The following is a 24,989-nucleotide window of genomic DNA, read 5'->3' on the forward strand; positions in this document are numbered from 1 at the left end:
GTTCAGCTTTGAATGCCCGGCCGCTATCAATGACCACTTCTTCTGGGGCGCTGGCCTGTTACTGCTGGTGGCGTACGGACCCCGGCCGCTTCTCGCTGGACGCGATGCTGTCGCAGCGGCCGAAGTAGGGCTTAGTGGAAGGCTCGCATCAGCCTGGCTTCGCCGGACGTGTCCTGATGCTGCAGGTTGGCCTGGTGGGTGGCGGCGATCATGCGGTCGAGCTGGGCGTCTTCGAATCGCTCCAGCTCCGCGGTGGCGGCCAATAGTGCCTGCGCCAGCTTGGCGCGTGCGCTCTGGTAGGGCAGGCTCTTGTAGTGGTCGGTGTTTTTCAGCAGTTCCTCCGCGTTCTCGATGACTTGTCGCAAGTCACCGATCAGGCGTTCCTGAGTCTGCATATCGCGTTCAGGGCTGTCCATGCTGCTCCCCTTAACCGAAGTGGTGGTCAGGCCCCGTCTGCGCCGCCTTCGCCGATCACCGTGATGAGAACGTCACCAAGCCGGACTTGTTGTCCGGCCCGGATCTTGCAAGTTTTGCGCAGCTCCTGCTTGCCGTCGACGTAGACTTCACCGCTCGCGACGATTTGCTTGCCAGCGCCGCCACTGTCACATAAACCGACTACTTTCAGGAGCTGATTCAGCTCGATGTACTCGGCTGTCAAATCAAAACTTACTTTCTGCATTGTATTCCTCTTTGCGTTTGCTTGCGCTCGCATGGATCAGTTTGGTGCCGTTTCTACAACTCATTAACCCTTGGCTCCCGGCTTGGTCATTGCCAAAGGATCAATCCATTGGTCGAATTGCCCGGATGTTACGAAAGCCAGCGCCAGAGCCGCTTCCTTCAGCGTCGTGCCCTCGTGTTGTGCCTTCTTGGCGATTTGAGCGGCGCGATCATAACCGATATGCGGCGCCAGCGCAGTGACGAGCATCAAAGAGCGCTCCATCAGCTCGCCAATGCGTCCATGGTTGGGCTCAATGCCGTGGACGCAGTGTTCTTCGAAGCTGACCATGCCGTCGGCCAGCAGGCGTGCGCTCTGCAGGAAGTTGTGCGCAATAAGGGGCTTGAAGACGTTCAGTTCGAAGTTGCCGGAAGCGCCGCCGACGGTGATGGCGACGTCGTTGCCGAAGACCTGGCAGCACAGCATGGTCAGGGCTTCGCACTGGGTCGGATTGACCTTGCCCGGCATGATCGAGCTGCCCGGCTCGTTTTCCGGGATGGTGATTTCGCCCAGGCCGGAGCGGGGGCCGGACGCCATCCAGCGGACGTCGTTGGCGATTTTCATCAGGGCGGCGGCCAGGGTTTTCAGGGCGCCGTGGGCGGCGACGAGCGCTTCGTGTCCCGCCAGGGCGGCAAATTTATTGCCGGCGCTGCGGAAGGGCAGCTTCAGGGTGTGCTCGAGCTCGGCCGCGATGCGGGTGGCGTATTCGGGATGGGCGTTGAGGCCTGTGCCCACAGCGGTGCCGCCAGCCGCCAGTTCCAGCACGGCAGGGAGAGTGGCCTTAATGGCGTGCTCGGCATAGTCGAGCTGGGCGACGTAGCCGGAGAATTCCTGGCCCAGGGTCAGCGGCGTCGCGTCCTGCAGGTGAGTGCGGCCGATCTTGACGATATCGGCGAAGGCCGCCGACTTCTCGGCGAGCGTGGTGCGCAGCTTGTGCAGGGACGGCAGCACGTGGTTGTGCACGGCCTGGGCGGCGGCCACGTGGATGGCGGTCGGGAAGATGTCGTTCGAGGACTGGCCTTTGTTCACGTCGTCATTCGGATGCAGCATGCGCGACTCGCCGCGCACGCCGCCCATCAGCTCGGAGCCGCGGTTGGCCAGCACTTCGTTCATATTCATGTTCGACTGCGTGCCGGAGCCGGTTTGCCACACGGCCAGCGGGAATTCCGCGGCGTGCCTGCCCTCAAGGACTTCATCGGCGGCCTGCATGATGGCGACGGCTTTGGCATCGTCCAGCATGCCGAGGTCGAGGTTCACCTTGGCGGCGGCGCGCTTCACGCTGGCCAGTGCTGCCACCAGTTCGGGCGGCATTTTCTCGGTCGAGATCTTGAAGTGCTCCAGCGAGCGCTGGGTCTGCGCGCCCCACAACTGGCCGGCGGGCACTTTGATCGGGCCAAAACTATCCTTCTCGATGCGAGTTTCCATGGCGACCTCTTGTTGGTTGGTGATCATTTAATTCTAACCCGCGAGGGAATTTCCGTCTGGCAGGGGTTCATATTCACGTTTTTTCGCCGTTATAGCCGTTACACCTTCGAAACTGCTCTGAACCATGCCGCGTTTATTTGTTCCTGCCTTGATGATGTCTGTGGCCCTGTCTGCGTCCGGGGCGGAACTCGGGGATGTTTCGGTCCGGTCGCATGTCCGGACAGCAGCTTTCGGCGGATATCGAGCTGCTTGATCTTTCTTCGGCGGACCTGGCCAATCTCCAGGTCCGGCTGGCGTCGCCCGACGTGTTCGCCGGCGCGCGCGTGACCATGAATCCGGCGCTGGCAGGGCTGAATATGTCCGTTTATAAGGACGGCTCGCGCCGCGTGCTGCATCTGACCACTTTGCAGCCGGTGAACGCGGAGCTGGTGCACATATTTTTTGAGCTGAGCAGCGGCGGCAGGCAGATTGTCCGTACCGCCAGCCTGTGGTTGACGCGCGAGACTGTGCCGGCGCGGACGGCCATTGCCGCCGCTCCCGCAGTTCCCGCCGCGCTCGTCGCTCCCGCCGCCTCCGCCGCCAGTGCGGCGCCATCCGTTGCCGCGACCGTGCCGGCGGCCAGTTTGTCCGCGCCGGCAGTTGCGTCGCCCACTGTTGCCCGGGCGCCCGTGAGCCCGGCGTCACGGCTCTTGGCCGCGCCCCAGCAGCAGGCCACCCCATCCCGCCCGTCGCCGGACGAGGAAATGATGAAGGCCGCTGCGGAGCGCGCATTTGCCGCGCGCCGTCCGGCACTTGCAAGCCCGACAGCAGCCCCCGTTGCCCGCCCGATTGCCCCTGCCGCTGTCCAGCCTGCGAAGCTGGCCATGGCGCCCGCGCGTCCAGCCGAGGCATGCTCGCCGGCCCTGATCGAGGCGCGCGCCCAGCAATGCGCGGCGATGGACGCGAGCAATAAGGAACTGACCACCAAGCTGGTGGACCTGGAGGGCAAAGTGAAGCGCTTGCAATCGGCAATGGTGGCGGCGCCTGCCTCAACGCCAGCCCAGGCGACGTCGTCCCCATTCGCGGCGAAGCCGGGCGCAGCGCAAAAAACAGAGCCGGCGCGGGAACCGGTTATGCCTGATAAGACGGCCGCCACACAAACCGCATCTGGCGCGATCACGGACGCGCGGGCCCGCGCCCCCGACAAGCCTGCCGAGCCTGCGAAAAAGCCTGAAGAAGCCAGGCACACGAAGGACGCCAGGCCGGCCGCCGCGTCCGCTGCGCCAGAAGAAAAGCCAAAGAAAATGTCCCGTCCCCGCCTGATCAGCCTGATCGCCGGCGGCGCGCTGGGTTTGCTGGCGCTGATGGGCGCGACAGTCCACCTGGTACGCAAGCGCCGCGCCAAAGGCGGTCCATTGAAGATCTGGCAATCCTTCCGCAGGAAAGACAAGGCCGAAAGCCCGGTCGAGCCGACGATGAGCGAAGCCACCGAAAGTGCTTTCGAGGCCACTTCCTAAAAGTAAGTTGTGTTGCCTTTTTGGCCCTCGACATGAATTTTTGAGCTGCGTTATACTGGGCTCACACGGACCGGGTTCTGCCGCAGCCACCACCGATAGCGTGGCGCGATCAGCGGAGTTCCGTTGACGAAACGACCCGGCCTGGAAGCAGTTCATAGCCGACTGAGCGCATATGAACGCCGGGTGCAACCGGCGCTGAGGCGACGCCAGGAGATACCTGGTGTTCGCCCCACCCCAATACCTGAAGAAGCGCCTCCATCGAGGCGCTTTTTTTCATTTAAAACCCACGGCGTGAACCAGGTGTCTGCCACATCGTGGCAGACACCAGCTTTTTGCCTGTGGTTTTGTTTAGTGTCAGCGGCGCGCAGGCGGTGAAAAAGCAAAAAGGCGCCGGGAGGCGCCTTTGAAGGTGGAAGAGCAGGGCAATCAGCCGTTCAGTCGCCCCATCCAAGGTTCGGTCACGTCGCGGATAGCGCGGTCGTTGGCCATGATTTGCTTCAGCAGGGCGATTTTGCGTGCGCGGGCGTCACCTTGCAGGGGAGCGGCGCCGCCGATTACTGCCACCGACTCAGCGGCGCATTGATTTTCCAGGCTGTTCAGGCTGCTCCAGTCGTTCGCACGTGCGGCCGCGACCATTTGATTGGTCAAACCGGCAATGTTTTCGTACATCGAGAGAACCTGATTGCTCATTTTCATCCTGACAAGTGGAAACGGAGTACCGCTTGTCAGGATTTACGTCAGGCGCGGGAAGAACTTTAGGGTTTTTTCAAAATATTTTTAAAAATATTTAGATGTTGCCGAAAAGTTACTTGATCAGCTCGTCCAGGCCGGCGCTCAGCTCGTCCAGCGGCGGCATTTCGTCGATCAGGGCGTTGTCTTCGAGCCCCAGACTGTCGGCCACATCGGTCGGGTAAACGGCTGCGATTTCTTCCGAGCCCAGCTTGTTTTCGTCGACGCGGGCGCGCCACGCGGCCAGGTGGACCACGGCGGCCAGCGCGTCGTCGTCCGGGGAGGGGATGGCGGAAATGGTGCTGGAGAAGATTTCCGGGAATTTCCAGCGGCGCGCCAGTTCGGCGCCCACGTCCGCATAGTTATAGCCGAAGGATGCCAGCTCGGCATCGAGACGGCGCTCGTCCAGCGGCGCGGCGATCTTGTCGAGCTGCTGGGCCTGCTCGGGCATGCCGGCGTGGATCACCAGCTGGCCGATGGCGTGCATCATGCCGATGGTGAAGGCGAGGTCGGTGTTCTGCTTGGTGTGGCGGGCGATCCATTTGGCGCCAACGGCGGTGCGCAGGCTGTAGCGCCAGAACTGGCGCAGGTCCATGCCGGGCACGGTCTTGAAGCCGCTCACCATGCCAGAGCTGATGACCAGGGTGCGCACGGTCACGAAGCCCAGCATCAGGACCGCATCCTCCACCGTGCCGATGCTGCGCGACACGTGGTAATAGGCGGAATTGGCCAGGCGCAGCAGTTTGGCGCTCAGGACCGGGTCAGCCGAGATTTTCTTGGCAATTTCCTCCGTCGATACGCTGGCCTTGTCGAAGCTGCTGATCAGTTCATCGACGACCTTGGGTGCGGTGGGCAGCGCGGTCGGATGCTGGAACAGGGCTTCGAGTTTCATAAGGTTCTCCTTGGTAGTGATGTTTCCTAGATGAACTATATAGCGATTCCGTCCGGCCGGGGACGTTTTTATGCGGCCGGTCCCCGGAATTTGCATTCTGTCGCAACAGGGTCGCATTTGAAATGCTCTGCCATTAGAGTGCAGGCTGGCCCACCACGCCAATAAATATTTCAAATTTAATAAGGGACCCAATCATGCAAGCATCCATCCGCTGGACGCCGATCAAGACCGCCATTACCCTGGCGATGTGCGGCGCCACCCTGGCCCTGACCCCGGCCATGGCGCAGCAAGCCGCCTCCGGCTCCGTCCAACAATCCGCGCCGGCCGCCGTGCAGGCGGGCGACGATTTCTTCGGCTATGTGAATGCAGACTGGCTGGCCAAGACCGAGATCCCGGCCGACAAGGGCAGCTGGGGCGCCGGTTCGGCGCTGGGCGACGCCACCAATGAGCGCATCGTCAAGCTGATCGAGGAAATCGGCGCCAAGTCGCCGAAGGGCGACGCGCTGCGCGTAGCCGACTACTACCGCAGCTTCATGGATGAAGCCACCATCGAGTCGAAGGGCGCGGCCGTGCTGAAGCCCTCGCTGGAAAAGATTGCCGCCATCAAGGACAAGACCGCGCTGACCAAGGCGCTGGGCGCCAGCGTGCGCGCTGACGTGGACCCGCTGAACGCCACCAACTTCAACACCGAGAACATCTTTGGCCTGTGGTTTGCCCAGGGCCTGACCGACCCTGACCATTACGTTCCCTACATCCTGCAGGGCGGCCTGGGCATGCCGGATCGCGCCTTCTACCTGGAAGAGAACGAGCATATGAGCCGTATCCGCACGGCTTACCAGGCGCATATCGCTGCCATCCTGAAGCTGGCCGGCTTCAGCGAGCCGGAAGCGCGTGCGGCCCGCATCTTCGCCCTGGAAAAGCGCATCGCCCAGGTGCACGGCACCCGCGAGGATTCCGCCGACATCCAGAAGGCCAACAATACCTGGATGATGAAAGACTTCGCGTCCAAGGCGCCGGGCATGGACTGGAAAGCCTTCTTCCACAGCGCGGGCCTGGGCAAGCAGCAGAAGTTCATCGTCTACCATCCGGGCGCCATTACCGGCACCGCAGCGCTGGTGAACGAAGTGCCGCTGCAAGACTGGAAAGACTACATGGCCTTCCACACGGTGAATCACTTTGGCTCCGTGCTGCCGAAAGCCTTCGTCGACCAGCGCTTCGAATTCTATGGCAAGACGCTGAGCGGCACGCCGCAACTTTCCCCGCGCTGGAAGCGTGGCCTGGGTTCGATCAATGGCGCGCTGCCGGATGCGGTGGGCAAGGTGTATGTGGAGCGCTACTTCCCGGCCGAAGCGAAGGCGCGCGTGCAGCAGATGGTGGCGAACATCGTGGCTGCCTTCCACAAGCGCATCGACCAGCTGGACTGGATGGCGCCTGCAACGAAGAAGGAAGCGCATGAGAAACTGCGCACCCTGTACGTGGGCGTGGGCTATCCGGACAAGTGGACGACTTACGATGGCCTGGAAATCAAGGCCGGCGACGCCTTCGGCAATATGCAGCGTGCGGAAGAATTCCACTACAAGCAGGAGCTGGCGAAGCTGGGCAAGAAGGTCGACCCGACCGAATGGTGCATGCCGCCGCACGTCGTGAACGCGGTGAACATGCCGATGCAGAACGCGCTGAACTTCCCGGCCGCGATCCTGCAGGCGCCGTTCTTTGACATGGGCGCCTCCGATGCGCTGAACTATGGCGGCATCGGCGCCGTGATCGGCCATGAAATCAGCCACAGCTTCGACGACCAGGGCGCGCAGTTCGACTCCAAGGGCCGCCTGCGCGACTGGTGGACTCCAGCCGACGGCGAGCATTTCAAGAAGGCGTCCGCCGCGCTGGTGGCGCAGTACAACGCGTACGAAGCCTTCCCGGACCTGCACCTGAACGGTCAGCTCACACTGAGCGAAAACCTGGCCGACCTGGCGGGCCTGGCTGCGGCGCTGGATGCCTACCGAACCTCGCAGGGCGGCAAGGCGACCGTGCAAGCCGACCGCGAATTCTTCCAGGGCTATGCAGCCAGCTGGCGCAACAAGCAGCGCGACGCGGCCCTGCGCAACCAGATCAAGACGGATGGCCACTCGCCGGCCAAGTGGCGCACCTACACCGTGCGCAACCTGGACGCATGGTATCCGGCCTACGACGTGAAGCCGGGCCAGAAGCTGTACCTGGCGCCGGAACAGCGCGTGCGCGTCTGGTAAGCTGGAGGGATGGACGATATCGAGCAGATCACCCGGCGCACGCTGGAACACTATGAACGCAATGCGCGGGCCTTCCTGGAGGGCACGCGCGATCATGATGTGAGCCAGAATGTGTCGGCCCTGCTCGATGCGATCGAGGGCGCGGCGCCGTTTCGCATCCTCGATTTGGGTTGCGGTCCCGGCCGCGACCTGCGTACCTTCAAGGCTTTGGGCCACGAGCCGGTCGGCATCGACGGCTCCGCGCAGTTTGTCGAGATGGCGCGCAGCTGGAGCGGCTGCGAAGTGTGGTTGCAGGATTTCGTCGATCTTCAGCTTCCCGCCGGCTCTTTCGATGGCGTGTTCGCCAATGCTTCCCTGTTCCATGTGCCGAGTGCCGCGCTGCCGGACGTGCTGTTGCGCCTGTACACGTCGCTGAAGCCGCGCGGTGTGCTGTTCAGCTCCAATCCGCGCGGACACAACGAGGAAGGCTGGAACGGTTCGCGCTACGGCAGCTATTACGATTACCCGACGTGGGAAGCCTATTGCGTTGCAGCCGGCTTTGCGCCGGTTCAGCACTATTACCGTCCTGCAGGATTGCCGCGCGAACAGCAGCCCTGGCTGGCCAGTGTTTGGCGTAAGTGTTAGCTTGCGAACGGATGGAAACAATGCCTGTTCGTATGATTGCCTCTCGGCTTAACTTTTAAGGAGAGCATGATGAACAAGGACCAAATCAAGGGCAAGGCCAAAGAGGTCGGCGGCAAGATTCAGCAGGAAGCTGGTGAACTGGTCGGCAGCTCGAAGCAGCAAGCCAAAGGCGTAGCAAAGCAGGTCGAAGGCAAGCTGCAGAAAAAAGTGGGCGACGCCCGCGAAGCTGTCGATGATGCGACCGATGAGCTGATCGATCGCGGCAATCGCCAGGGCCGCCCGTAATCCGGGTTAATCCCTGTCCGGCGCGCCCAGCGGGAACAAATGCCTGTAGGGCCGCGCCTCATCCACGGCGCGCTTGAATGCCGGGCGCGCCAGCAAACGCTTCCGGTATTCCAGCACGTTGCTGAATTTCGGATCGATCCTGTGCGTCCAGTCCGCGTAGAACAGGAAGGGCCCCGCGCCGCAATCGGCCATTGAGAAGTCTTTCCCCGCCGCCCACTCGCGGCCTTCCATGTATTTATCCAGCCAGCCGTAGGCGCGGTCGAGCAGGTCGCGCGCGTCCTGCACGCCTTGCGGATCACGCTTGTCCTCCGGGCGCAGCGAGTCGTAGACGGGCTTTTGCTGCGGCGTGGAGATGTAATTGTCGAAGAAGCGGTCCATATTGCGGACTTCCAGCGCCAGATCCGGATCGTCGGGCAGCAGCTTCACGGGCCCAGGGTAGTGCAGGTGCAGGTATTCGATGATGGTCGTCGCTTCCGTGAGGATGCGATCGCCGTCCACCAGCAGCGGAAAGCGCTTGATCGGCCACATTTCGCAAAACGCCGAATAGTGTTCCGGATGCTCCGGTGACAGTTCGCACCATTCAAACGGGGTCTCGTTCTCGTAAAGCGCGGTCAGCACCTTCTGGCTGTAGGACGAGAAAGGGTGGGCATACAGTTTCAGCGTCATTGTCGATCTCCTTTTGTCGGGTAAGTATCCCACGACGCGCCAGCACTCCGGAATTCGACAATCATCCTACGTTTTCGGCATCAAAATAGTGATTCTCGCCTTCGTCGACGTAGGTATTCATGAGGCGCATCCCAGCCTCCGCTAGTAATTCCCGGTATTTCGCTTCCCCCAGCGACAGCGAATGCCGGCCAGTTTGAGCGTCATTCCATTCGCACGGAATGCGGGGCGAGCTGAACAGGAAGCGTCCTCCCGGCTTCAGCGCTCGCCCGACACTGTCAATCACCGTCCGCTGGTCGTCCTCCGAAAGCAGGAACATGAGCCCCACCGCAATCGCACCATCGAATTCCCGCCCGAAAAAGATGCTGCTCTGCGCTGCTTCACAAGCCGCATGAGCTCCGGGGAATCTGCGACGGAACGCCGCCAGCAACGTCGGGGAGGCATCAATTCCAAAGATCACGAGCCCTTCCTGCACGAGCGTCAAGGAAACCGGCACACCCGAGCCGCAACCAATGTCCACGACATCACCTCCCGGCCGCAGCCTTTTCGCCCACTGCCTTACAACGCCACGACCGATGTCGGAACGGCCGGCAATGAAGTGACTGGCAATGGCTTCCCAACCGCCCGATGGATCATCAATCACCGTGGGCCTCACTCACACGGAATTATCGAAAGCATCGGCCAACGTTTCGCAAAACGCTTTGACCTGACACGTTCCGTGAATAGGGCGGCGCTGGCTCGAACAGGGTTATGCCTCACACGCAGGTCAAATAAGTCGGCCAGACCCGTAAGGTGCGATGACCTCGATTGAATCGTCCTTCTTCAGCGTGATGCCCACGCAAGTCGCATATTCCGGCCACGTCGCGACGCCGTCCGCCAAGGAACGCAAGGGCGGCACAACTGCCGCATGCTCGGTTAGAAACCAGTGGTGAACCAGGGCTTGATTAGTCACATCCCATCGGACGGAAGGGTACGAAGCTGAGAGACGCATTGAGAGCTCTCTTTCCTGATCGTGTCCCGCCATATTGTCGAAGTATGCGACGTCAACATCCTCGAAATGGCCAAGGGCGGCAAAGCCGTGCAAATTGTCCCAAACCAGGGACCTCACGGCACCGGCGCCTATGCACCATGACGACAGTTCCAGGTCCCTTGCGATGCTCAACAACTCCATCAACGCCGGCGAGGAGCGAACAAGTTGGATGAGGCGGTTCTCTAGTGTCATACCTGTAGTTTACCTGCCTTGCACCTTGCCATCTTCAGCCTGGGCCTCTTTCATGGCGGCGGGCTCCAGCTCCTCTGCCGAGCGGTTAAGGTGGACGAAGATGCCCACGCCGCCAGCAGTACGCCAACGCCCGCAATGAGTGCTGCGACGTAGAGCAGATCGCCAGCATCGTCATGCACAGCGCGGAAGGTGGCGACCAGACCTTCGATGGCCAGCGCCACCACCACGACCACGAAGAAGCGTGACAGGAAGCGCCGCACGCGGGTTGGCGCGCTGATGTCCGCATCGCGAATCACTTCTTCTTCAATGACGGTTTCGGCGATCTGCAGGGCCACCACGGCAGCGGCAAGAATGCCGATTGCCTCGATCACCTGCTGCGCCGCTCCCAGTCCAATTTCGCCAGTTGCCGCCTGCCAGCCCAGGTGCGCTCCTATCACGATCAGGAACAGGGCCCCGGCCGTGAACAGCAGCGCGATCAAGGCGTGAACGATGCCGAAAGCGAGCATCAGCTTTTTCATTGTTGGGGATTCCGCAGTCTGAAATGTCAGACCATTCTAGAGCGAACTTTCTCTCTGCAATGTTTGCTGCCTCGCATATGGCGCTTGCTAGTCATCAGGACGATGAGTGAAGAAGATCAAGCGGTTGCCAAACGGGTCTGCGATCGACATTTCCCGGCCGCCCCACGGCACTTCCTCCACGCCTGGACGAGCATTCTTGTATCGCATAGCGAGGAGCTCTGCCTGGTATGCGTCAACGTCATCGGTGGCGACGCGCAGGGCAGCGCCGGGGCAGCAATCGCCATGGTGTTCGGACAGGTGCAGCACGCAGCTGCCCCTGGATACCTGCATGTATAAGGGGAGATCCGGCTCGAAGCGATGTTCCCAGTCGATCTTGAATCCAAGAAAGCCGATGTAAAACTCACGGGTCTTGGCTTCGTCGAAGCAGCGCAAGATGGGGGTAACGGTGCCAAGGCTCATGGTCAGGAGATCCTCTCAGCGGTGCTGTTGCGTGGTGTTGCGTTCTCATGGAACAGGTCCGCCAGGTACTCGCAGAGATCGTCCTTCGCGATATCGTTCGGGACGATAAAGTCGGCCGGGCGGCGCTTGCCATCGGGGCCGAGATGGTATGCCTTCCATGCTCCTGGTGAGCCGCTGACGGCAATCAGTGCCCCGAAAATGTTGAATTTCGATTCGTTCATTTGTCACTTCCCCAAAGGCGCCATCTGCCCAGTGCCGCTACCAGCATCAGATAGACGGCGAGAACCGCGCCGGATGCGTCCAGAAGACCAAAGCCGGGAGCGGGCGAGTCAGGGTGGTAGGCGATTCTCAGCGCGCCGGCGATACTGGACGCCATAACTTGCGCTGCGATCCAGAGCGCTCCAGCGCAGCCGAAAAACAGGCGCCAGTACCATTTGAGTTTCATATGATCCCCTTTACGAAACTCTAGCTCATCTGCGAGCGTCAGGTAAGATTATTCAATGAACAGTGTCGAACCAGTATTGATTGAAGGGTGGCTGCGAGCGCGTTCGGTGGCGCGCGGCCTGCCCATGCCGGTCGCGGATCACGGTGGCTGGCGCGTGGACACGCAGCAGCCGGAAGAGCTGCGGCGCTATGTATTCGCGAGGGCGGAGGAGGGCTTGCGTGCGCTGGCCGTGACAATCACTACGCCGAAGGTATTCCTGAAACTCTGCGGCAGCGAGCAGGAGATGCGCGCCCTGGTCGGCTCGCGCTGGCAAATCAAGGAGCCGCGTGTTGTGATGACAGGGGAGGGCTTCGACGCAGTCCAGCGGCCCCTGGCGGCGGGCTACAGCCTGCAACTGACCCGCTACGGCCCCACCGTCGCAGCGCGCATAGTGACTACCGGCGGCGAGCTCGCCGCGAGCGGCTACGCGGCCGAGTCATCAGGCGTATTCATCTACGATCTGATCCGCACGGAAGCGGGCCACCGCCGCCGCGGACTGGCGGCGCATCTGATGCAGACGCTGCGAACGGCGCGCCAGTCATCGGCATCAAGACAAGTCCTCGTTGCCACCGCCGAAGGACGAGAGTTGTATTCGACGCTGGGATGGCACACCCTCTCGCCTTACACTACCGCTGCGTTGTAAACTGGAAGCCTCGGCTAACAGGGAGTAATACCATGATCTTCCGCCAGCTGTATGATTCCACCTCGTCCACCTATACCTATCTGCTGGGCGACAGCGGCGAAGCGCTGCTGATTGACCCCGTCTACGAGCAAGTGCCGCGTGACCTGGCACTGCTGCAGGAGCTGGGCCTGAAACTCGTTGCCACGCTCGATACCCACGTTCACGCCGACCATGTGACAGGCGCCTGGCGCATGCACCAGCGCTGCGGCAGCCGCATTGCACTGTCGGCAGTGGCAAATGCCGAGCTGGTCGACCTGCCCCTGCGCCACGGCGACCATGTCGAATTCGGCAAGCGCTACCTCACCGTGCGCGCCACGCCCGGCCACACCAACGGCTGCCTGACCTTCGTCCTCGATGACAAGAGCATGGCCTTCACCGGCGACAGTCTGCTGATCCGCGGCTGCGGGCGAACCGACTTCCAGCAGGGCAGTCCGCAGCAGTTGTTTGAGTCGGTGCGCGAACAGATCCTGTCGCTGCCGGACGACTGCCTGCTCTATCCCGCCCACGATTACCGCGGCATCACCGTTTCCAGTGTGGGGGAAGAAAAGCGCTTCAACCCGCGCCTGGGTGGCGATGTGGACATCGGCGATTTCAGCGGCTACATGAACAACCTGAACCTGCCGCACCCGAAGCTGATGACGGTCGCCGTGCCCGCCAATATGCGCTGCGGCCAGCCCGAAGGCGAGGCGCCGCCCATCGAAACGCCGGACTGGGCGCCGCTGACCCTGCGTTTCAGTGGCGTATGGGAAATCGAGCCCATGGCGCTGCTGGAGCATGCGTCCGACGCCCAGATCGTGGACGTGCGCGAAGCCCCGGAATTCATCGACCGCCTGGGCCACCTGCAAGGCGCGCGCCTGATGCCGCTGTCCAAGCTGATGGAACGCGTGGACGAACTGGATAAGCAAAAGCCCGTGGTCGCCGTCTGCCGCTCCGGTGCCCGCTCGGCCCAGGCTTGCGTCCTGCTGAGCAAGGCCGGCTTCACCCAGGTCGCCAACCTCGCCGGCGGCATGCTGCGCTGGAAGGTCGAAGGTTTGCCGGTCGCCGCCGAACCAGTCTGAACTATTCCTCGTCCGAGCCGCGATGTTGGCCCTGGCCTTCATCGCGCGCCTCACTATGCCTTGGGTCAGCTAGAACGACCACTCAGGGCATTCCCATTTCCCACATTATCTTCGCGCCGGCGATTGGTTGTGCAATATTGTCGGCTTAAAAAGTATGTTTCGGAATTCCTCAGAGTATTTTTAAATAAGTGCGCGCTGTTTAATTATTGTTTAATATTGCCGGACTCAGCACTTAATCTGATTAATTCCGAGTTAATCTTATTGGAATACGGGCAATTATAATTGCCCTGCATGTTGCGAAAACACGATATGAAACAATTGGTTTCATAAAAAAAATTGCCGCACGTCAAATTACGTGGGAAACTGCTGAGTAGCTATTTCCTTGATAGTAATAATTCCTCCCGTATTTATTCGCTGATATTGAGGTAATCTTGCCTCGGGGTTTTTGCTATTCTTATAGGAGCAACATTGCTTCCCAATAAATGCATATATTCTGCGTTTGTGCGCCTCGGCCTTCATTAATTCATTTTTTCTTTCTTCAGCCATTCAAATGATTTCTAAAGCTCTTTGCCGTCGCCTGGCGGCCGTCGCACAAGCGACTCTGGTCCTTACCGCCCCCGTGGCTTATGCGCAAGGTAATGGTACCGCTGCCACTCATCCGTTCGGCCCTTCGCGTCCAATAGCTGGCCAGTACGTCATCGTGTTCAAGGACAGCGTCGCCAACCCAGCCGCAGAAGCGGAAAACATGATGAAGGGCCGCGGCGGCAAAGTGCTGCGCACCTTCTCCAAGGCAGTGAAGGGCTTCTCGGCTAACCTGCCGGATGCCGCAGCCCAAGCTTTACGCAATAATCCGAACGTTCGCTTTGTCGAGCAAGACCAGACGGTGACGCTCAATGCGACCTCTCTCGAGAACAACGCCACCTGGGGCCTGGACCGGATCGACCAGGCCGACCGTCCGCTCGATTTGCTGTACCACTACTCCGGCACCGGTGCAGGCGTGACGGCATTCATCGTCGACACCGGCATCCGCGCCGATCACACCGAATTTACCGGCCGTATCCTGCCGGGCGCTGATTTTGTCGGCGACGGCAACGGCACCAACGATTGCAATGGCCACGGCACTCACGTCGCAGGCACCGTTGGCGGTACTACCTGGGGCGTTGCGAAGGGCGTCAGCATTGTGCCGGTGCGCGTGCTCGATTGCGCTGGTGCGGCTTCGTGGAGCACGGTAATCGCGGGTATGGACTGGGTAGCGGCCAGCACTCAGCGTCCGGCGGTGGCAAACCTCTCTCTCGGTGGCGGCGCATCAGAAGCGGTCGACGCCGCTGTCGCAGGCGCAATCAGCAAGGGCGTGACAGTAGTAGTGGCGGCGGGTAACAGTAACGCTGATGCTTGCACTGTTTCGCCTGCTCGCGAATCAGACGCAATCACAGTTGGCGCAACTAACGGCCTCGACGCACGTGCATCGTATTCCAACTATGGCACTTGCGTGGATCTGTTTGCGCCAGGCAACAGTATTACTTCGGCTTGGAACACAGGTCCTACTGCATCGAATACGATCGGTGGTACCTCTATGGCTGCACCGCACGTGGCTGGCGTTGCTGCATTGGTGCTTGCAAAGAACCCAACAGCCTCGCCAGCTGCCGTAGCGTCGTGGATCGTCACAAACGCCACACCGAATCGAGTCCTGGCCGCCAGCATCGGTCCTGGTTCTCCCAACCTTTTGCTGTTTACAGGTAGCGAGACCCCAGTGCAACAGCCGGCCAACAAGGTGGTTGCGCTGCAATCGATGGTCGGCAACGCAACTAAATCCGGAGGCAACTGGAAAGCGGCAGCGGTTGTAAAAGTGCGCGATATCAATACCGGCGCCGCCGTTGCCAACGCCACAGTGGAAGGCAGTTTCTCGGCTGGCGGCAATGCAAGCTGTAACACCGACAGCACGGGTACCTGCACGCTTAGCAGCGGCGCGCTCAAGTCGAGCAACACGTCGTCGACCACTCTCACCGCCACCGGCGTGAGCGGAACGCTGATGAGTTACGACCGTAGCCAGAACGCAGTATCGCAAATCGTCATCGCCAAGCCCTGATCAGGCTTAGGCAAAGCCCCGAGCCGGCGCGGTGGAACACCACACCGTCCGGCGCAGGGCGTTCGGGTTCAGACGATTGTCGCGATGTCCGCCGCTGCAATGTGAACACCGACAACCGTCACGAACGTGTGTTGACCTCCTGTTTCTGTAATATCGACGATGGTGTTGGCCGTGCTGGTGTCAAGCGTGAAGGTATTAGTCCCCAACAACACCAGCTTGTCTGCGCCAAGCTCGAAGCCGTTGACCTGATACTTCGACTCTGTTGGCGCGAGATCGACGTCGAATGCATCGGCCTTGCCTGCAACCCCCGTCAGCACGTAGTCGAACGTTCCCAGCTGGTTCGGCGACAGGTTAGCCAGGAACGAACTGCTGGCCGTGTCGCCATCGCCATCGGTCAAAGTGGCCGTGAAATCGAGCTTGATGCCGTTAGCCAGGTTGTTGATCTTGGTAATGAACTGGATCTCAGGAATCTTCACGGTACCTGTGGCCATCGTCAATTGGAGTGCATCGATCAGCTTGCCGGATGCGGCGTCGACGGTGAAGGACTCCAGCTTATGGTCCGCGCCGACGTTTTTGTCGACCAAGACCTGTCCTGAGTCGGTGCCATCCGAATAAATCAGACGATAGTACAGGCGTTCGCCGCCCAGGTAGTCGTACCCGGTGACGGAGTTATCGACAAATATCTTCGCGCTGGTGAACAGCGTGCCTGGATTGGCAACGAAGCTCTCGTCCCCGGTCGTTATGGCGGCGTTGCTGTCGCCTTGCAGATTATTGTTCTTGTTGCCGATCCCGGCAGTGCTGACATTCAAGGCTTTGGTGCCGTCGACGGCTACATGCAATGGTGTTTGCAGATAAGCCTCTGTGCGGTCAGGAGCCCCGAGCTGAACTGCGTCCACCAAATCACTGAGTGGTGCCGTGGGCTTGGCAGCGAAGAACACGACGCTGTCGCTGCCGATGGTCAAGGTGCGTACTGGGTCCGGGCCGCCTGCATCCAGTGTGCCGTTAGCTGTACTTTCCGTCACAGTGGACTGGAAGCCTTCCAACAGGTCGATCGAGTAGGAGCCGTTGGCAAGTGCTGTCAGGGTGAAGTGCTCGACCGTGTTGGCGGTGGCGGCGTTATTATCAAAGTCCCCGGTCAGAGCTCCGGTGAACTGGTAATTGCCGTTGGCATCAGGCGATGCGGCCAGTTCGGTGAATGTCGATGCCGCTCCAGCCAGCGTTGTGCCGTCCGGCCGCACCAGCGTGAACGAATTGAGCGTGATATCGAGCCCCGTCGCGCCCAGCTTGTCCACACCTGAGGCACTGGTCCAGTAACCGAATTGCGGATCAATGACGCCTGTACCAATCAGGTTGCCGAATGCCAGCGACGGCCCATCGTCCTGGATCGAGACGCGTGCACCGATGCCCACGGATGCGGCACTGGTGTCGCCGTCACCATCGGTCACGGTCGCTACCGCCACGAGGGCGGCACTGGCAATGGACAGCGACTCGTCGGGGCTGGCAGCGCCGCCAGTTGGATGCTTGATGGCGTTGTACTGAGCCATGCTGAGCACACCGCTGGTCGAATTGATGGCGATCGCAAACGCGGCCAGCCCACTGGACGATCCGACTCGGCCGACCACCAGACTACCTTCCTTGAACAGGAAAATGCTATCGCCGGCGACGGTGTCGAGGCCGGAGTCAACACCCGCTGCCGACACGTCAAGCGAGTAGGCGGTACTGGCGAGGCCGTCCACGCCGCCAGTGCTCGCACTCGAATTGATTACGGATGCCGTGCCTTGCGCATACCCGGCCGTCATTTGGGTACTGGTGTTAGTGACCCCACTGAACAGCGCGGACACGGCAGCAGCCGTGGTATCGTCCGCATCGGCCTGGACGCCCGCTGTCTCATCATGCCGGACCTGGCCGGTGCCGAGGGCCGCAGCGGCTGTCGGTCCATCATCCTGAATCTGTACGCTCGCGCCGATTGCCGTCGATGCGACAGCGGTGTCGCCATCACCATCGGTGACGGTCGCTACCGCCAGCAGTGCGGCATTGGTAATCGACAGCGAGTCGTCAGGATTGGAAGTATTCGTATGCTTGATGGCGTTGTACTGCGCCATGCTCAACACGCCTGTGGAAGAATTGATCGCGATCGCGAACGCTGCCTGGCCGGCGGCAGAGCCGATCCGGCCGATCACCAGATCGCCTTCCTTGAACAGGAAGATGCTGGTACCGGCAACGGTATCGAGGCCGGAATCGACACCCGCAGTAGATACGGCAAGAGAATAGGCGGTGGTGGCCAAACCGTCCACGCCGCCTGTGCTGGCGCTCGAATTGAGCACAGCCGCCGTGCCTTGCGCGAAACCGGCCGTCATCTGGCTGCTGGTGTTAGTGACCCCACTGAACAGGGCGGAGACGCCGGCGACAGTAGTATCGTCAGCGTCGCCTTGTACTCCCGCTGTTTCGTCATGCCGGACCACGCCGGTGCCCAGGATTGCAGAGGCCGATCGGGCCGTCGTCCTGGATCGACACGCTCGCTCCAATTGCCGTCGATGCGACAGCGCTGTCGCCATCCCCGTCGGTGACGGTCGCTACCGCCAGCAATGCGGCGTTGGTAATCGACAGCGAGTCGTCAGGATTGGAAGTATTCGTGTGCTTGATGGCGTTGTATTGCGCCATGCTCAGCGCGCCTGTGGAAGCATTGATTGCGATCGCGAACGCTGCCTGGCCACTGGCAGAGCCGATGCGGCCGATTACCAGATCGCCTTCCTTGAACAGGAAGATGCTGACGCCAGCGACCGTATCGAGGCCGGAGTCAACGCCTGCGGTGGACACGGCAAGGGAGTAGACGGTGCTGGCTATACCGTCGGCGCCGCCGCTGCTGGCACTCGAATTGATCACCGCCGCTGTGCCTTGCGCGAAGCCGGCCGTCATCTGGGTGCTGGTGTTGAGCACCCCGCTGAACAGGGCGGAGACGCCGGCGGCAGTAGTATCGTCAGCGTCGGCCTGCACGCCCGCCGTTTCGTCATGCCTTACCACGCCGGCGCCCAATGTCGCAGAGGCGGTCGGGCCGTCATCCTGGATCGATACGCTCGCGCCGATTGCCACGGATGCTGCGCTGGTGTCGCCATCACCATCGGTGACGGTCGCTACGGCCAGCAATGCGGCATTGTCAATCGACAGGGACTCGTCAGCGTTCGAAGTCGTCGGATGCTTGATGGCGTTGTACTGCGCCATGCTAAGCACGCCGGTGGAAGAATTGATCGCGATGGCGAACGCTGCTTGGCCGCTGGCAGAGCCGATACGGCCGACTACCAGATCGCCCTCCTTGAACAGAAGAATGCTGATGCCTCCGACAGTGTCGAGGCCAGAGTCGACGCCCGCAGATGAGACGGCAAGAGAGTAGACAGTGGTGGCCAGCCCGTCCACACCGCCAGTGCTGGTGCTTGAATTGATCACGGACGCCGTACCTTGCGCGAAGCCGGCCGTCATCTGGGTGCCCTTGTTTGTCACTCCATTGAACAGGGCGATTACGCCGGCAGCCGTGGTATCGTCCGCGTCACCCTGTACGTCTGCCGTTTCGTCATGCCGGACGATGCCAGTTCCCAAAGTTGCGGCGGCTGCCGGCCCGTCGTCCTGAATCTGTACGCTCGCGCCAATTGCCACCGATGCGACACTGCTGTCGTTGTCGCCATCTTTGACGGTCACAACCGCCAGCAGTGCGGCATTGGCAATCGACAACGAGTCGTCAGGGTTGGAAGTCGTCGGATGCTTGATGGCGTTGTACTGGGCCATGCTGAGCACGCCCGTGGTGGAGTTGATGGAAACCGCAAACGCTGCCTGCCCACTGGAGGAGCCTATCCGGCCGACTACCAGATTGCCTTCCTTGAACAGGAGGATGCTGGTCCCGGCGACCGTATCGAGGCCGGAGTCGACGCCTGCAGCCGACACGGCAAGGGAGTAGACGGTGCTTGCCAGGCCGTCGACGCCGCCAGTACTTGTGCTCGAATCGATCACGGATGCCGTACCTTGCGCATAGCCGGCCGCCATCTGGCTGCTAGTGTTAGTGACTCCACTAAACAGGGCGGACACGCCGGCAGCGGTGGTATCGTCCGCATCGCTTTGATTGCCGAACGTTTCGTCATGCCTGACCAGACCTGCGCCCAGCGCTGCTACGGCCGTTGGCGCGTCGTCTGCAAAACCGATATCTTCTAGCGGGGTTGCGCTGTCACTGCCTGTCTGAAGCTTGAAATTACCGATATCAAATTTTGCGTTATTTGCGCCAGATCCTGTGTTGTCGAGCTCAACTCGATTGTGCGTCTGGGTCGTCGTGTATTCAACGGTGTAGTTTGCCTTCACCCCGGTAACAGTGGCAATGCCGGTGCTGTTATCAATCGAAATGCTCAAGTTCGGGTCGTTAACCGATCCATCTGATTTTTCGATAATGGTGCCGGCGGAGTTCCTGATGGTGACCGACGTGATTTTGATGGGTGTGCCGTCATTATGCAGACCACTGATATAGTTGGCGCCTGTTTCCAGCGCTGTGTTGAACGCGGTGATCTTGAGGGTGCCGGCCCCACTGGCAGGTTGCGTTTGCGAAACGACGAAGGACGCCATTGTCGCGGCGGCCAGCCCCTTAAATTGGATGTCTGCTGCAGTCGTGGCCTCAGCGTGGGTGAGATCCGGCACGGTGTAGCGCGGGTCGGCATTGGTCACGAAGGTGAAGATCAGCCCCTTGCCCGGAACGATCATCTGGTTGTCGGTACCGATCGTCGCATCGGTACCGCCCTGGCTTGAATTGACTGTGCCACCGTTCTCGGCATTAGCTGACGTCACCACTAGGGCCACTTCGTCCCCGGCGGTATTGGTGTCCTCGGGCTTGCCAAACATCAGGAACAGGTTTTGCCCGGAGGGCGCCTTTTCAAGGCTGAAGCTTTGCAGAGTGTTGACTTGGTATTTTAATTTATTTGTTAAAAAAACAAGCTCATTCGTGTCATTAGGATCCGGGTGAGCTAGTGGGCCATACTGTGCCAACCACAACTTAGCACCGGTTGCTCCGACATCACCCCCGACACCAGTGTCAATGTAAAGGGCAAATGACAATTTGCCGTTCGGATCCGCAGCACCGCCGGCAGTCCCTTCCCTCGCGAGGACAACATTATTGTTGTCTTGATACACATACAGGAAGATTTTCCTGCCTGCCGTAGTGGTGAGCCCGCTGTCGGAACCGTTGCCATTAGAGATTACGAACCCAACATCACTCACATTTGGGCCAAACGACAATGCATTGGCACCGTCCGGAGTTGCACTGGTGGCGCCGCTGACTGCAGCGCCAGTTGGGCTTCCCTGTCCGGTTCCCGTGTTTGCCGCCGTTACCAATCCGAGAACAGTATCGAACGGGTCTGGAAGGTTGCCAACCGATGCGTCGTTGGTGGCAAGAGTTCCTTGGACATATTGAAGCCCGCCTGATTCGTCGATCTGAAGAACGCTCATGATTGCCTACCTCGAAAAATGACCACGGCCGCAATGGCTGACCGCGAGGTCGAACTAGCGAAGAAAATCGATTCTTTTCGTTAAATGAATTGATAGTTAATTTATCAACTATTGCCGTCAATTCACCCAGCTTTGTTGCAATGCAACCATTGAAGCGTAACCCTTCTGGTACAAGTCGGTAATACGTCAAATGCGCTATATTGAAATTGACTAATCGCCAATGACAATTTCGATTTTTTGGTGTTGGCAGGGAGATAAAACCAGCAGTTTTTACGCCGCTGGGTACTATTGGTTGATTGCGGCGGCATTATTACTTTTTCAAACGAAATAGATATTCTTCTAAACTCCGTTGAGATTAGCTGGAGGAAATTTAGATAGAAATAATATTTCAAATTATTCAAATATTAATTTTATGTTCTTGTTAGCTTTTTACAATTTGATATCTAATTTTGGCCGTATATGCTAACTATCGATTGGCAAGTGCTGAGTGACACAACAAAACTAGGGTGGGGGGTCATATGCACTTATTTTCGAGCGCGTTGCTCGCGATCTATCGCGCGTCCACAGAGGAAACGCTGCAGGAGTTCCAGACAGCGGCGATCCACTCGTTGCATGAGTGTTTTCAATTCGATGCCGTGGTCCTGGGAGCGACGCAGTTTTATTCCAGGCCAGGCATTTACATAATTGGTGCGCATATTGATGGGTTGCCGCGCACTTTTATGGATGACTATCTTCCGCTTTTATCGCGTGACCCGATCATGCGGTCGCTGCTTGCCGGTTTGAATCGCCCGTTGCTGGCAGATCTGCATTTTTATTATCAAAATCTTAATCTGGTGGCGCTGGCTGATTTTGCGGATCAATATCATCTGCATCAAGTTATGACTTTTGGTGATATGCCTCGCTCGGGACACCCGACCAGGTGGATCATGTTTTTCATGGACGGGGAGTCAGGTTTCTCTCCGGCTCAGCAGAAACGCCTGGCAAACTTATGGCCGCATATTTCCCAAGCAACATCGATCTGCGACGGAAGAGTTACGGCGCTGCGCAACCTGGCTCCGCCGACCTTCGCATTGGCGCTGCTTAATCATTGCGGAGAGATTGAGTATGCCGATGCGCGGTTCGTTGAACTGTTGCAGCTCGAATGGCCGGAGCGCGACATTGCATGCGCGGCCCGGCAGGTGCAGGCGCAGTTGCTGGAGGCGCGCACATTCAAAGGGAAGTGCATCGAGATCACGATGGTGCCCGACTCCGCATCCGTTTGCCAGGCGCGGCCGACTGCAGCCTTGGCGGCCATGACTCCGCGCGAAACCTTGGTGGCCCGGCGTTTCGCAGCGGGCTTAAGCCACAAGGAAGTGGCCCGCGAACTCGGCATTTCTCCCAACACGGTGCGCACGCAGCTAACGCACATCTATTCAAAGCTCCGCCTGCACGACAAGGGCGCACTCGCCAACTACCTGCTGTCGCAAACTGCAGGCGGTTCGCCCGACCGACCTCACTAGCAGCCCCGGACAGAACATGGCCGAATAGCCGGGGGCAATAGCCCGGGGGCAGATCTGACCCCAAAAAAATGCCCGCCAAGGCTTGCGCCAGGGCGGGCGAAGTGCCAAGCCGGGAAGGCTTAGTTCGATTCGGGGTGCAGGTTCTTGCGGAAGAACGCGTCGATGTAGGTTTGTACGTGGCGCTTGGCGGTGCGCGAGGATACGCCGTGCTTGGCGCCCGGGTAGGTCATCAGCTCGAACTGCACGCCGCGGTTTACCAGCGCGTCGATCATCTTGGTCGTGTTGGTGAACAGGACGTTATCGTCGGCCATGCCGTGGATCAGCAGCAGCTTGGATTTGAGGCCGTCCACGTGGGCGAACACGGTGGACTGCTTGTAGCCGTCTTCGTTCTCGGACGGCTTGTCCATGAATTGCTCGGTGTAGTGGGTGTCGTACAGGCGCCAGTCAGTGACAGGTGCGCCCGATACGCCGGCTGCGATCTTGTCCGAGCCTTGCGACAGCAGGCGCAGGGACATGAAGCCGCCGTAGCTCCAGCCGTACACGCCGATGCGCTTCGAATCGACATAGGACTGCGTGCCCAGCCAGTCAACGCCTGTCAGCTGGTCTTCCACTTCCACCTTGCCCAGGTTGCGGTAGATGGCGTCGGTGAATACGCGTTCGCGGCGCGAGGAGCCGCGGTTATCCAGGCGGAACACCACATAGCCCTGCTGCGCCATGTACTGGTCGAAATGGGCGCCGTCCCACTTGCGCTGCACGTGCTGGGCGTGCGGACCGCCGTAGGTCGACAGGTAGACCGGGTATTTCTTGCTCGCGTCGAAGTGCCAGGGCTTGATCACCGAGTAGTACAGGGTCTGGCCATCCTTGGCCTTCATGCTGCCGAATTCCACCGGCAGCAGGTCGGACTTGTACTTGTAGTACGGATGCGATTCGTTGACTTCATTCTTCTCCAGCCACGCAACCAGCGAACCATCCGGACGGCGGATCGAAACCTGTGGCGGATTGGCCGGATCGGACCAGGTGTCCACGAACACTTCGCCGTGGCGCGAGAAGGAGGAATCGTGCCAGCCATCGGCCTGGGTCACGCGCTTCGGCTTGTCGGCAGTGGAGCCGTTCAGGGCCAGCGCGTACACCTGCTTGTCGTACACCGCATCCTTGTTGGCGGACACGTAGACCTTGCCGGCTTTTTCGTCCACGGCCAGCAGGTCGTCGAAGCCCCACTCGCCCTTTGAGATGGCGTGCTGCAGCTTGCCGTTCATGTCGTACAGGTACAGGTGGTTGCGGCCGGTGCGCTCGGACGACCAGATGAAGCCCTTGCCGCTATCCAGGAAGCGCAGGTCGTCGCTGATGGTGGTCCAGGTCTTGGCGGTTTCGGTCAGCATGGGACGCTGCGCCAGCGTGCCGGCATCGACGGAGATCAGCTCCAGCGTTTTCTGGTCGCGCGACTGGCGCTGGAAGAACAGGGCTTTCGCATCGGCGCTCCAGTCGGCGCGCACCAGGTAGATATCCTTGTTGGCGCCCAGGTCCACGTCGCGGATCACGCCCGTTTCAGGCGACACGATCTTCAGGCCCACGACGGCGTTCTTGTCGCCGGCAGCGGGGTAGCGCTGCTCGACCACGTCGGTGCGGTCGGCGTAGATTTCGAAGCGGCGCGCGACAGGCACCTGGGCTTCGTCGTACCAGCGGAAGGCGAGGGCGGAATCGTCCGGCGCCCAGTAGTAGCCGGTGAACTGGTGCATCTCTTCCTGCGCCACGAATTCCGCTTCGCCGTTATGCACGGTGCCCTTGCCGTCGGTGGTCAGCTGGCGTTCCTTGCCGGTCTTCAGGTCGATCACGAACAGGTTCTGATCGCGCACGAAGGACACGTATTTGCCCTTTGGCGAAATCTTCGGATCGATCACATTGCCGGTGGCGACCAGGCGGGCCTGGTCAGGTTTGGTCAGGTCAACCAGGTACAGGTTGCCGGCCAGTGGGACCAGCAGTTGCTTGCCGTCCGGCGACCAGCTGTAGGAAATGATGCCTTTCAGGGCGGCGGTGCGGGCGCGCTCGCGGCGGGCTTTTTCCGCGTCGGACAGGTTTTCTTCAGGCGCCAGCACCTTGGAGTCGACCAGGCGGCGCGCGGTCTTGTCCTTCATATTGTATTCCCACAGGTCGAGCTGGTACTGGTTGTCTTCACGGCCACGCAGGAAGGTCACGCGGGCGCCATCCGGCGACACTTTCAGCGCGCGCACGCCCGGGCCGGACAGGGACGGGTCGGCGTGGATGCGGTCCAGGGTGAGGCGCTCAGCCGAAGCAGAACCGGCGGCCAGCAGGGCCAGGAAGGAGAGAATAAAACGCATTTATGTCCCGAAGAATTTTCTGGTTACGAATCGCAAGACAATACCAGAGCTTGCTCCTCTGGATATTCGGAATCGCGGGGATTCGGCCAACTTTC

The 24,989-nt window shown here is 60.2% G+C and carries 23 protein-coding genes and 1 pseudogene; 8 read left to right on the forward strand and 16 right to left on the reverse strand.

Annotation, left to right across the window (positions count from 1 at the left end):
• Positions 1-131 precede the first annotated feature (131 nt).
• The 3 genes from ACHMW6_RS07745 to fumC form a co-directional block, all read right to left on the reverse strand.
• Complete coding sequence (locus ACHMW6_RS07745) at positions 132-416, reverse strand: hypothetical protein (RefSeq protein ID WP_395406529.1); 285 nt, start codon at positions 414-416, stop codon at positions 132-134.
• A 26-nt stretch (positions 417-442) separates the two neighbouring features.
• Positions 443-679, reverse strand: coding sequence for an RNA-binding S4 domain-containing protein (locus tag ACHMW6_RS07750; protein WP_395406530.1), 237 nt, complete (start codon positions 677-679; stop codon positions 443-445).
• Between the two features lie 63 nt (positions 680-742).
• Entirely contained in the window at positions 743-2,140 is a 1,398-nt protein-coding gene (gene fumC / locus ACHMW6_RS07755; protein ID WP_395406531.1) for a class II fumarate hydratase, read from the reverse strand.
• 194 nt (positions 2,141-2,334) lie between these two features.
• On the opposite strand from fumC, the gene ACHMW6_RS07760 reads away from it, so the two are divergent.
• Entirely contained in the window at positions 2,335-3,636 is a 1,302-nt protein-coding gene (locus ACHMW6_RS07760; RefSeq protein WP_395406532.1) for a hypothetical protein, read from the forward strand.
• Positions 3,637-4,062: 426 nt separating this feature from the next.
• Here the strand turns inward: ACHMW6_RS07760 and ACHMW6_RS07765 are convergent, their stop codons facing one another.
• Positions 4,063-4,326, reverse strand: a complete 264-nt coding sequence (locus tag ACHMW6_RS07765) for a flagellar protein FliT (RefSeq protein ID WP_395406533.1) — start codon at positions 4,324-4,326, stop codon at positions 4,063-4,065.
• 115 nt (positions 4,327-4,441) lie between these two features.
• Positions 4,442-5,257, reverse strand: a complete 816-nt coding sequence (locus ACHMW6_RS07770) for an HDOD domain-containing protein (RefSeq protein ID WP_395406534.1) — start codon at positions 5,255-5,257, stop codon at positions 4,442-4,444.
• Positions 5,258-5,451: 194 nt separating this feature from the next.
• Here ACHMW6_RS07770 and ACHMW6_RS07775 point away from each other — a divergent pair, with 194 nt between their 5' ends.
• The 3 genes from ACHMW6_RS07775 (at position 5,452) to ACHMW6_RS07785 (ending at position 8,412) form a co-directional block, all read left to right on the forward strand.
• Entirely contained in the window at positions 5,452-7,503 is a 2,052-nt protein-coding gene (locus ACHMW6_RS07775; RefSeq protein ID WP_395406535.1) for a M13 family metallopeptidase, read from the forward strand.
• 9 nt (positions 7,504-7,512) lie between these two features.
• A complete protein-coding gene (locus tag ACHMW6_RS07780; protein ID WP_395406536.1) occupies positions 7,513-8,127 on the forward strand; it encodes a class I SAM-dependent methyltransferase in 615 nt (204 codons plus the stop codon).
• Positions 8,128-8,196: 69 nt separating this feature from the next.
• Positions 8,197-8,412: a CsbD family protein gene (locus ACHMW6_RS07785; protein ID WP_395406537.1), complete on the forward strand. Its 216-nt coding sequence runs from the start codon at positions 8,197-8,199 to the stop codon at positions 8,410-8,412.
• Between the two features lie 6 nt (positions 8,413-8,418).
• Here ACHMW6_RS07785 and ACHMW6_RS07790 read toward each other — a convergent pair whose 3' ends face one another.
• The 8 genes and pseudogenes from ACHMW6_RS07790 to ACHMW6_RS07825 form a co-directional block, all read right to left on the reverse strand.
• A complete protein-coding gene (locus tag ACHMW6_RS07790) occupies positions 8,419-9,078 on the reverse strand; it encodes a glutathione S-transferase family protein (protein ID WP_395406539.1) in 660 nt (219 codons plus the stop codon).
• A gap of 61 nt (positions 9,079-9,139) precedes the next feature.
• A complete protein-coding gene (locus ACHMW6_RS07795) occupies positions 9,140-9,718 on the reverse strand; it encodes a class I SAM-dependent DNA methyltransferase (RefSeq protein WP_395406540.1) in 579 nt (192 codons plus the stop codon).
• An 8-nt stretch (positions 9,719-9,726) separates the two neighbouring features.
• Complete coding sequence (locus ACHMW6_RS07800) at positions 9,727-9,834, reverse strand: hypothetical protein (protein ID WP_395406541.1); 108 nt, start codon at positions 9,832-9,834, stop codon at positions 9,727-9,729.
• A 7-nt stretch (positions 9,835-9,841) separates the two neighbouring features.
• Positions 9,842-10,297 (reverse strand): nucleotidyltransferase family protein, encoded by a 456-nt coding sequence (locus ACHMW6_RS07805; RefSeq protein ID WP_395406543.1) that lies wholly within the window; start codon positions 10,295-10,297, stop codon positions 9,842-9,844.
• A gap of 9 nt (positions 10,298-10,306) precedes the next feature.
• Positions 10,307-10,815: pseudogene (locus ACHMW6_RS07810) on the reverse strand (hypothetical protein).
• An 87-nt stretch (positions 10,816-10,902) separates the two neighbouring features.
• Positions 10,903-11,274, reverse strand: a complete 372-nt coding sequence (locus ACHMW6_RS07815; protein WP_395406544.1) for a glyoxalase superfamily protein — start codon at positions 11,272-11,274, stop codon at positions 10,903-10,905.
• Positions 11,275-11,276: 2 nt separating this feature from the next.
• Complete coding sequence (locus ACHMW6_RS07820) at positions 11,277-11,495, reverse strand: hypothetical protein (protein ID WP_395406546.1); 219 nt, start codon at positions 11,493-11,495, stop codon at positions 11,277-11,279.
• Positions 11,492-11,719, reverse strand: coding sequence for a hypothetical protein (locus tag ACHMW6_RS07825; protein ID WP_395406548.1), 228 nt, complete (start codon positions 11,717-11,719; stop codon positions 11,492-11,494). Before ACHMW6_RS07825 ends, ACHMW6_RS07820 begins: the two co-directional genes overlap by 4 nt.
• A gap of 55 nt (positions 11,720-11,774) precedes the next feature.
• Here ACHMW6_RS07825 and ACHMW6_RS07830 point away from each other — a divergent pair, with 55 nt between their 5' ends.
• From ACHMW6_RS07830 to ACHMW6_RS07840, 3 genes are all read left to right on the forward strand, one after another.
• Positions 11,775-12,401, forward strand: a complete 627-nt coding sequence (locus ACHMW6_RS07830) for a GNAT family N-acetyltransferase (RefSeq protein ID WP_395406549.1) — start codon at positions 11,775-11,777, stop codon at positions 12,399-12,401.
• 32 nt (positions 12,402-12,433) lie between these two features.
• Positions 12,434-13,498, forward strand: a complete 1,065-nt coding sequence (locus ACHMW6_RS07835; protein ID WP_395406550.1) for a rhodanese-like domain-containing protein — start codon at positions 12,434-12,436, stop codon at positions 13,496-13,498.
• 550 nt (positions 13,499-14,048) lie between these two features.
• On the forward strand, positions 14,049-15,584 hold the full coding sequence (locus ACHMW6_RS07840) for a S8 family peptidase (RefSeq protein ID WP_395406551.1): 1,536 nt from the start codon (positions 14,049-14,051) through the stop codon (positions 15,582-15,584).
• A 68-nt stretch (positions 15,585-15,652) separates the two neighbouring features.
• On the opposite strand, the gene ACHMW6_RS07845 is transcribed toward ACHMW6_RS07840, so the two are convergent.
• Positions 15,653-18,139: a DUF5801 repeats-in-toxin domain-containing protein gene (locus tag ACHMW6_RS07845; RefSeq protein WP_395406552.1), complete on the reverse strand. Its 2,487-nt coding sequence runs from the start codon at positions 18,137-18,139 to the stop codon at positions 15,653-15,655.
• Complete coding sequence (locus ACHMW6_RS07850) at positions 18,033-21,059, reverse strand: DUF5801 repeats-in-toxin domain-containing protein (RefSeq protein ID WP_395406553.1); 3,027 nt, start codon at positions 21,057-21,059, stop codon at positions 18,033-18,035. The genes ACHMW6_RS07845 and ACHMW6_RS07850 overlap by 107 nt, the downstream gene beginning before the upstream one ends.
• A gap of 518 nt (positions 21,060-21,577) precedes the next feature.
• Between ACHMW6_RS07850 and ACHMW6_RS07855 the strand changes: the two genes are divergently transcribed.
• A complete protein-coding gene (locus tag ACHMW6_RS07855) occupies positions 21,578-22,558 on the forward strand; it encodes a response regulator transcription factor (protein ID WP_395406554.1) in 981 nt (326 codons plus the stop codon).
• 119 nt (positions 22,559-22,677) lie between these two features.
• On the opposite strand, the gene ACHMW6_RS07860 is transcribed toward ACHMW6_RS07855, so the two are convergent.
• Positions 22,678-24,894, reverse strand: coding sequence for a DPP IV N-terminal domain-containing protein (locus ACHMW6_RS07860; RefSeq protein WP_395406556.1), 2,217 nt, complete (start codon positions 24,892-24,894; stop codon positions 22,678-22,680).
• Positions 24,895-24,989: the final 95 nt, after the last annotated feature.

The sequence above is a fragment of the Pseudoduganella sp. UC29_106 genome (assembly GCF_044055365.1).
In the GTDB taxonomy this organism is placed as follows: domain Bacteria; phylum Pseudomonadota; class Gammaproteobacteria; order Burkholderiales; family Burkholderiaceae_D; genus Rugamonas.

Bases quoted from the DNA above. Each gene is read 5' to 3' on its own strand.
- ACHMW6_RS07830 (WP_395406549.1), top strand. From the start codon at position 11,775: ATGAACAGTGTCGAACCAGTATTGATTGAAGGGTGGCTGCGAGCGCGT.
- ACHMW6_RS07750 (WP_395406530.1), bottom strand. From the start codon at position 679: ATGCAGAAAGTAAGTTTTGATTTGACAGCCGAGTACATCGAGCTGAAT.
- ACHMW6_RS07805 (WP_395406543.1), bottom strand. From the start codon at position 10,297: ATGACACTAGAGAACCGCCTCATCCAACTTGTTCGCTCCTCGCCGGCG.
- ACHMW6_RS07785 (WP_395406537.1), top strand. From the start codon at position 8,197: ATGAACAAGGACCAAATCAAGGGCAAGGCCAAAGAGGTCGGCGGCAAG.
- ACHMW6_RS07745 (WP_395406529.1), bottom strand. From the start codon at position 416: ATGGACAGCCCTGAACGCGATATGCAGACTCAGGAACGCCTGATCGGT.
- ACHMW6_RS07775 (WP_395406535.1), top strand. From the start codon at position 5,452: ATGCAAGCATCCATCCGCTGGACGCCGATCAAGACCGCCATTACCCTG.
- ACHMW6_RS07790 (WP_395406539.1), bottom strand. From the start codon at position 9,078: ATGACGCTGAAACTGTATGCCCACCCTTTCTCGTCCTACAGCCAGAAG.
- ACHMW6_RS07850 (WP_395406553.1), bottom strand. From the start codon at position 21,059: ATGAGCGTTCTTCAGATCGACGAATCAGGCGGGCTTCAATATGTCCAA.
- ACHMW6_RS07820 (WP_395406546.1), bottom strand. From the start codon at position 11,495: ATGAACGAATCGAAATTCAACATTTTCGGGGCACTGATTGCCGTCAGC.
- ACHMW6_RS07765 (WP_395406533.1), bottom strand. From the start codon at position 4,326: ATGAGCAATCAGGTTCTCTCGATGTACGAAAACATTGCCGGTTTGACC.
- ACHMW6_RS07835 (WP_395406550.1), top strand. From the start codon at position 12,434: ATGATCTTCCGCCAGCTGTATGATTCCACCTCGTCCACCTATACCTAT.
- ACHMW6_RS07845 (WP_395406552.1), bottom strand. From the start codon at position 18,139: ATGGCGACAGCGCTGTCGCATCGACGGCAATTGGAGCGAGCGTGTCGA.
- ACHMW6_RS07760 (WP_395406532.1), top strand. From the start codon at position 2,335: ATGTTTCGGTCCGGTCGCATGTCCGGACAGCAGCTTTCGGCGGATATC.
- ACHMW6_RS07815 (WP_395406544.1), bottom strand. From the start codon at position 11,274: ATGAGCCTTGGCACCGTTACCCCCATCTTGCGCTGCTTCGACGAAGCC.
- ACHMW6_RS07855 (WP_395406554.1), top strand. From the start codon at position 21,578: ATGCACTTATTTTCGAGCGCGTTGCTCGCGATCTATCGCGCGTCCACA.
- ACHMW6_RS07825 (WP_395406548.1), bottom strand. From the start codon at position 11,719: ATGAAACTCAAATGGTACTGGCGCCTGTTTTTCGGCTGCGCTGGAGCG.
- fumC (WP_395406531.1), bottom strand. From the start codon at position 2,140: ATGGAAACTCGCATCGAGAAGGATAGTTTTGGCCCGATCAAAGTGCCC.
- ACHMW6_RS07780 (WP_395406536.1), top strand. From the start codon at position 7,513: ATGGACGATATCGAGCAGATCACCCGGCGCACGCTGGAACACTATGAA.
- ACHMW6_RS07770 (WP_395406534.1), bottom strand. From the start codon at position 5,257: ATGAAACTCGAAGCCCTGTTCCAGCATCCGACCGCGCTGCCCACCGCA.
- ACHMW6_RS07860 (WP_395406556.1), bottom strand. From the start codon at position 24,894: ATGCGTTTTATTCTCTCCTTCCTGGCCCTGCTGGCCGCCGGTTCTGCT.
- ACHMW6_RS07840 (WP_395406551.1), top strand. From the start codon at position 14,049: ATGATTTCTAAAGCTCTTTGCCGTCGCCTGGCGGCCGTCGCACAAGCG.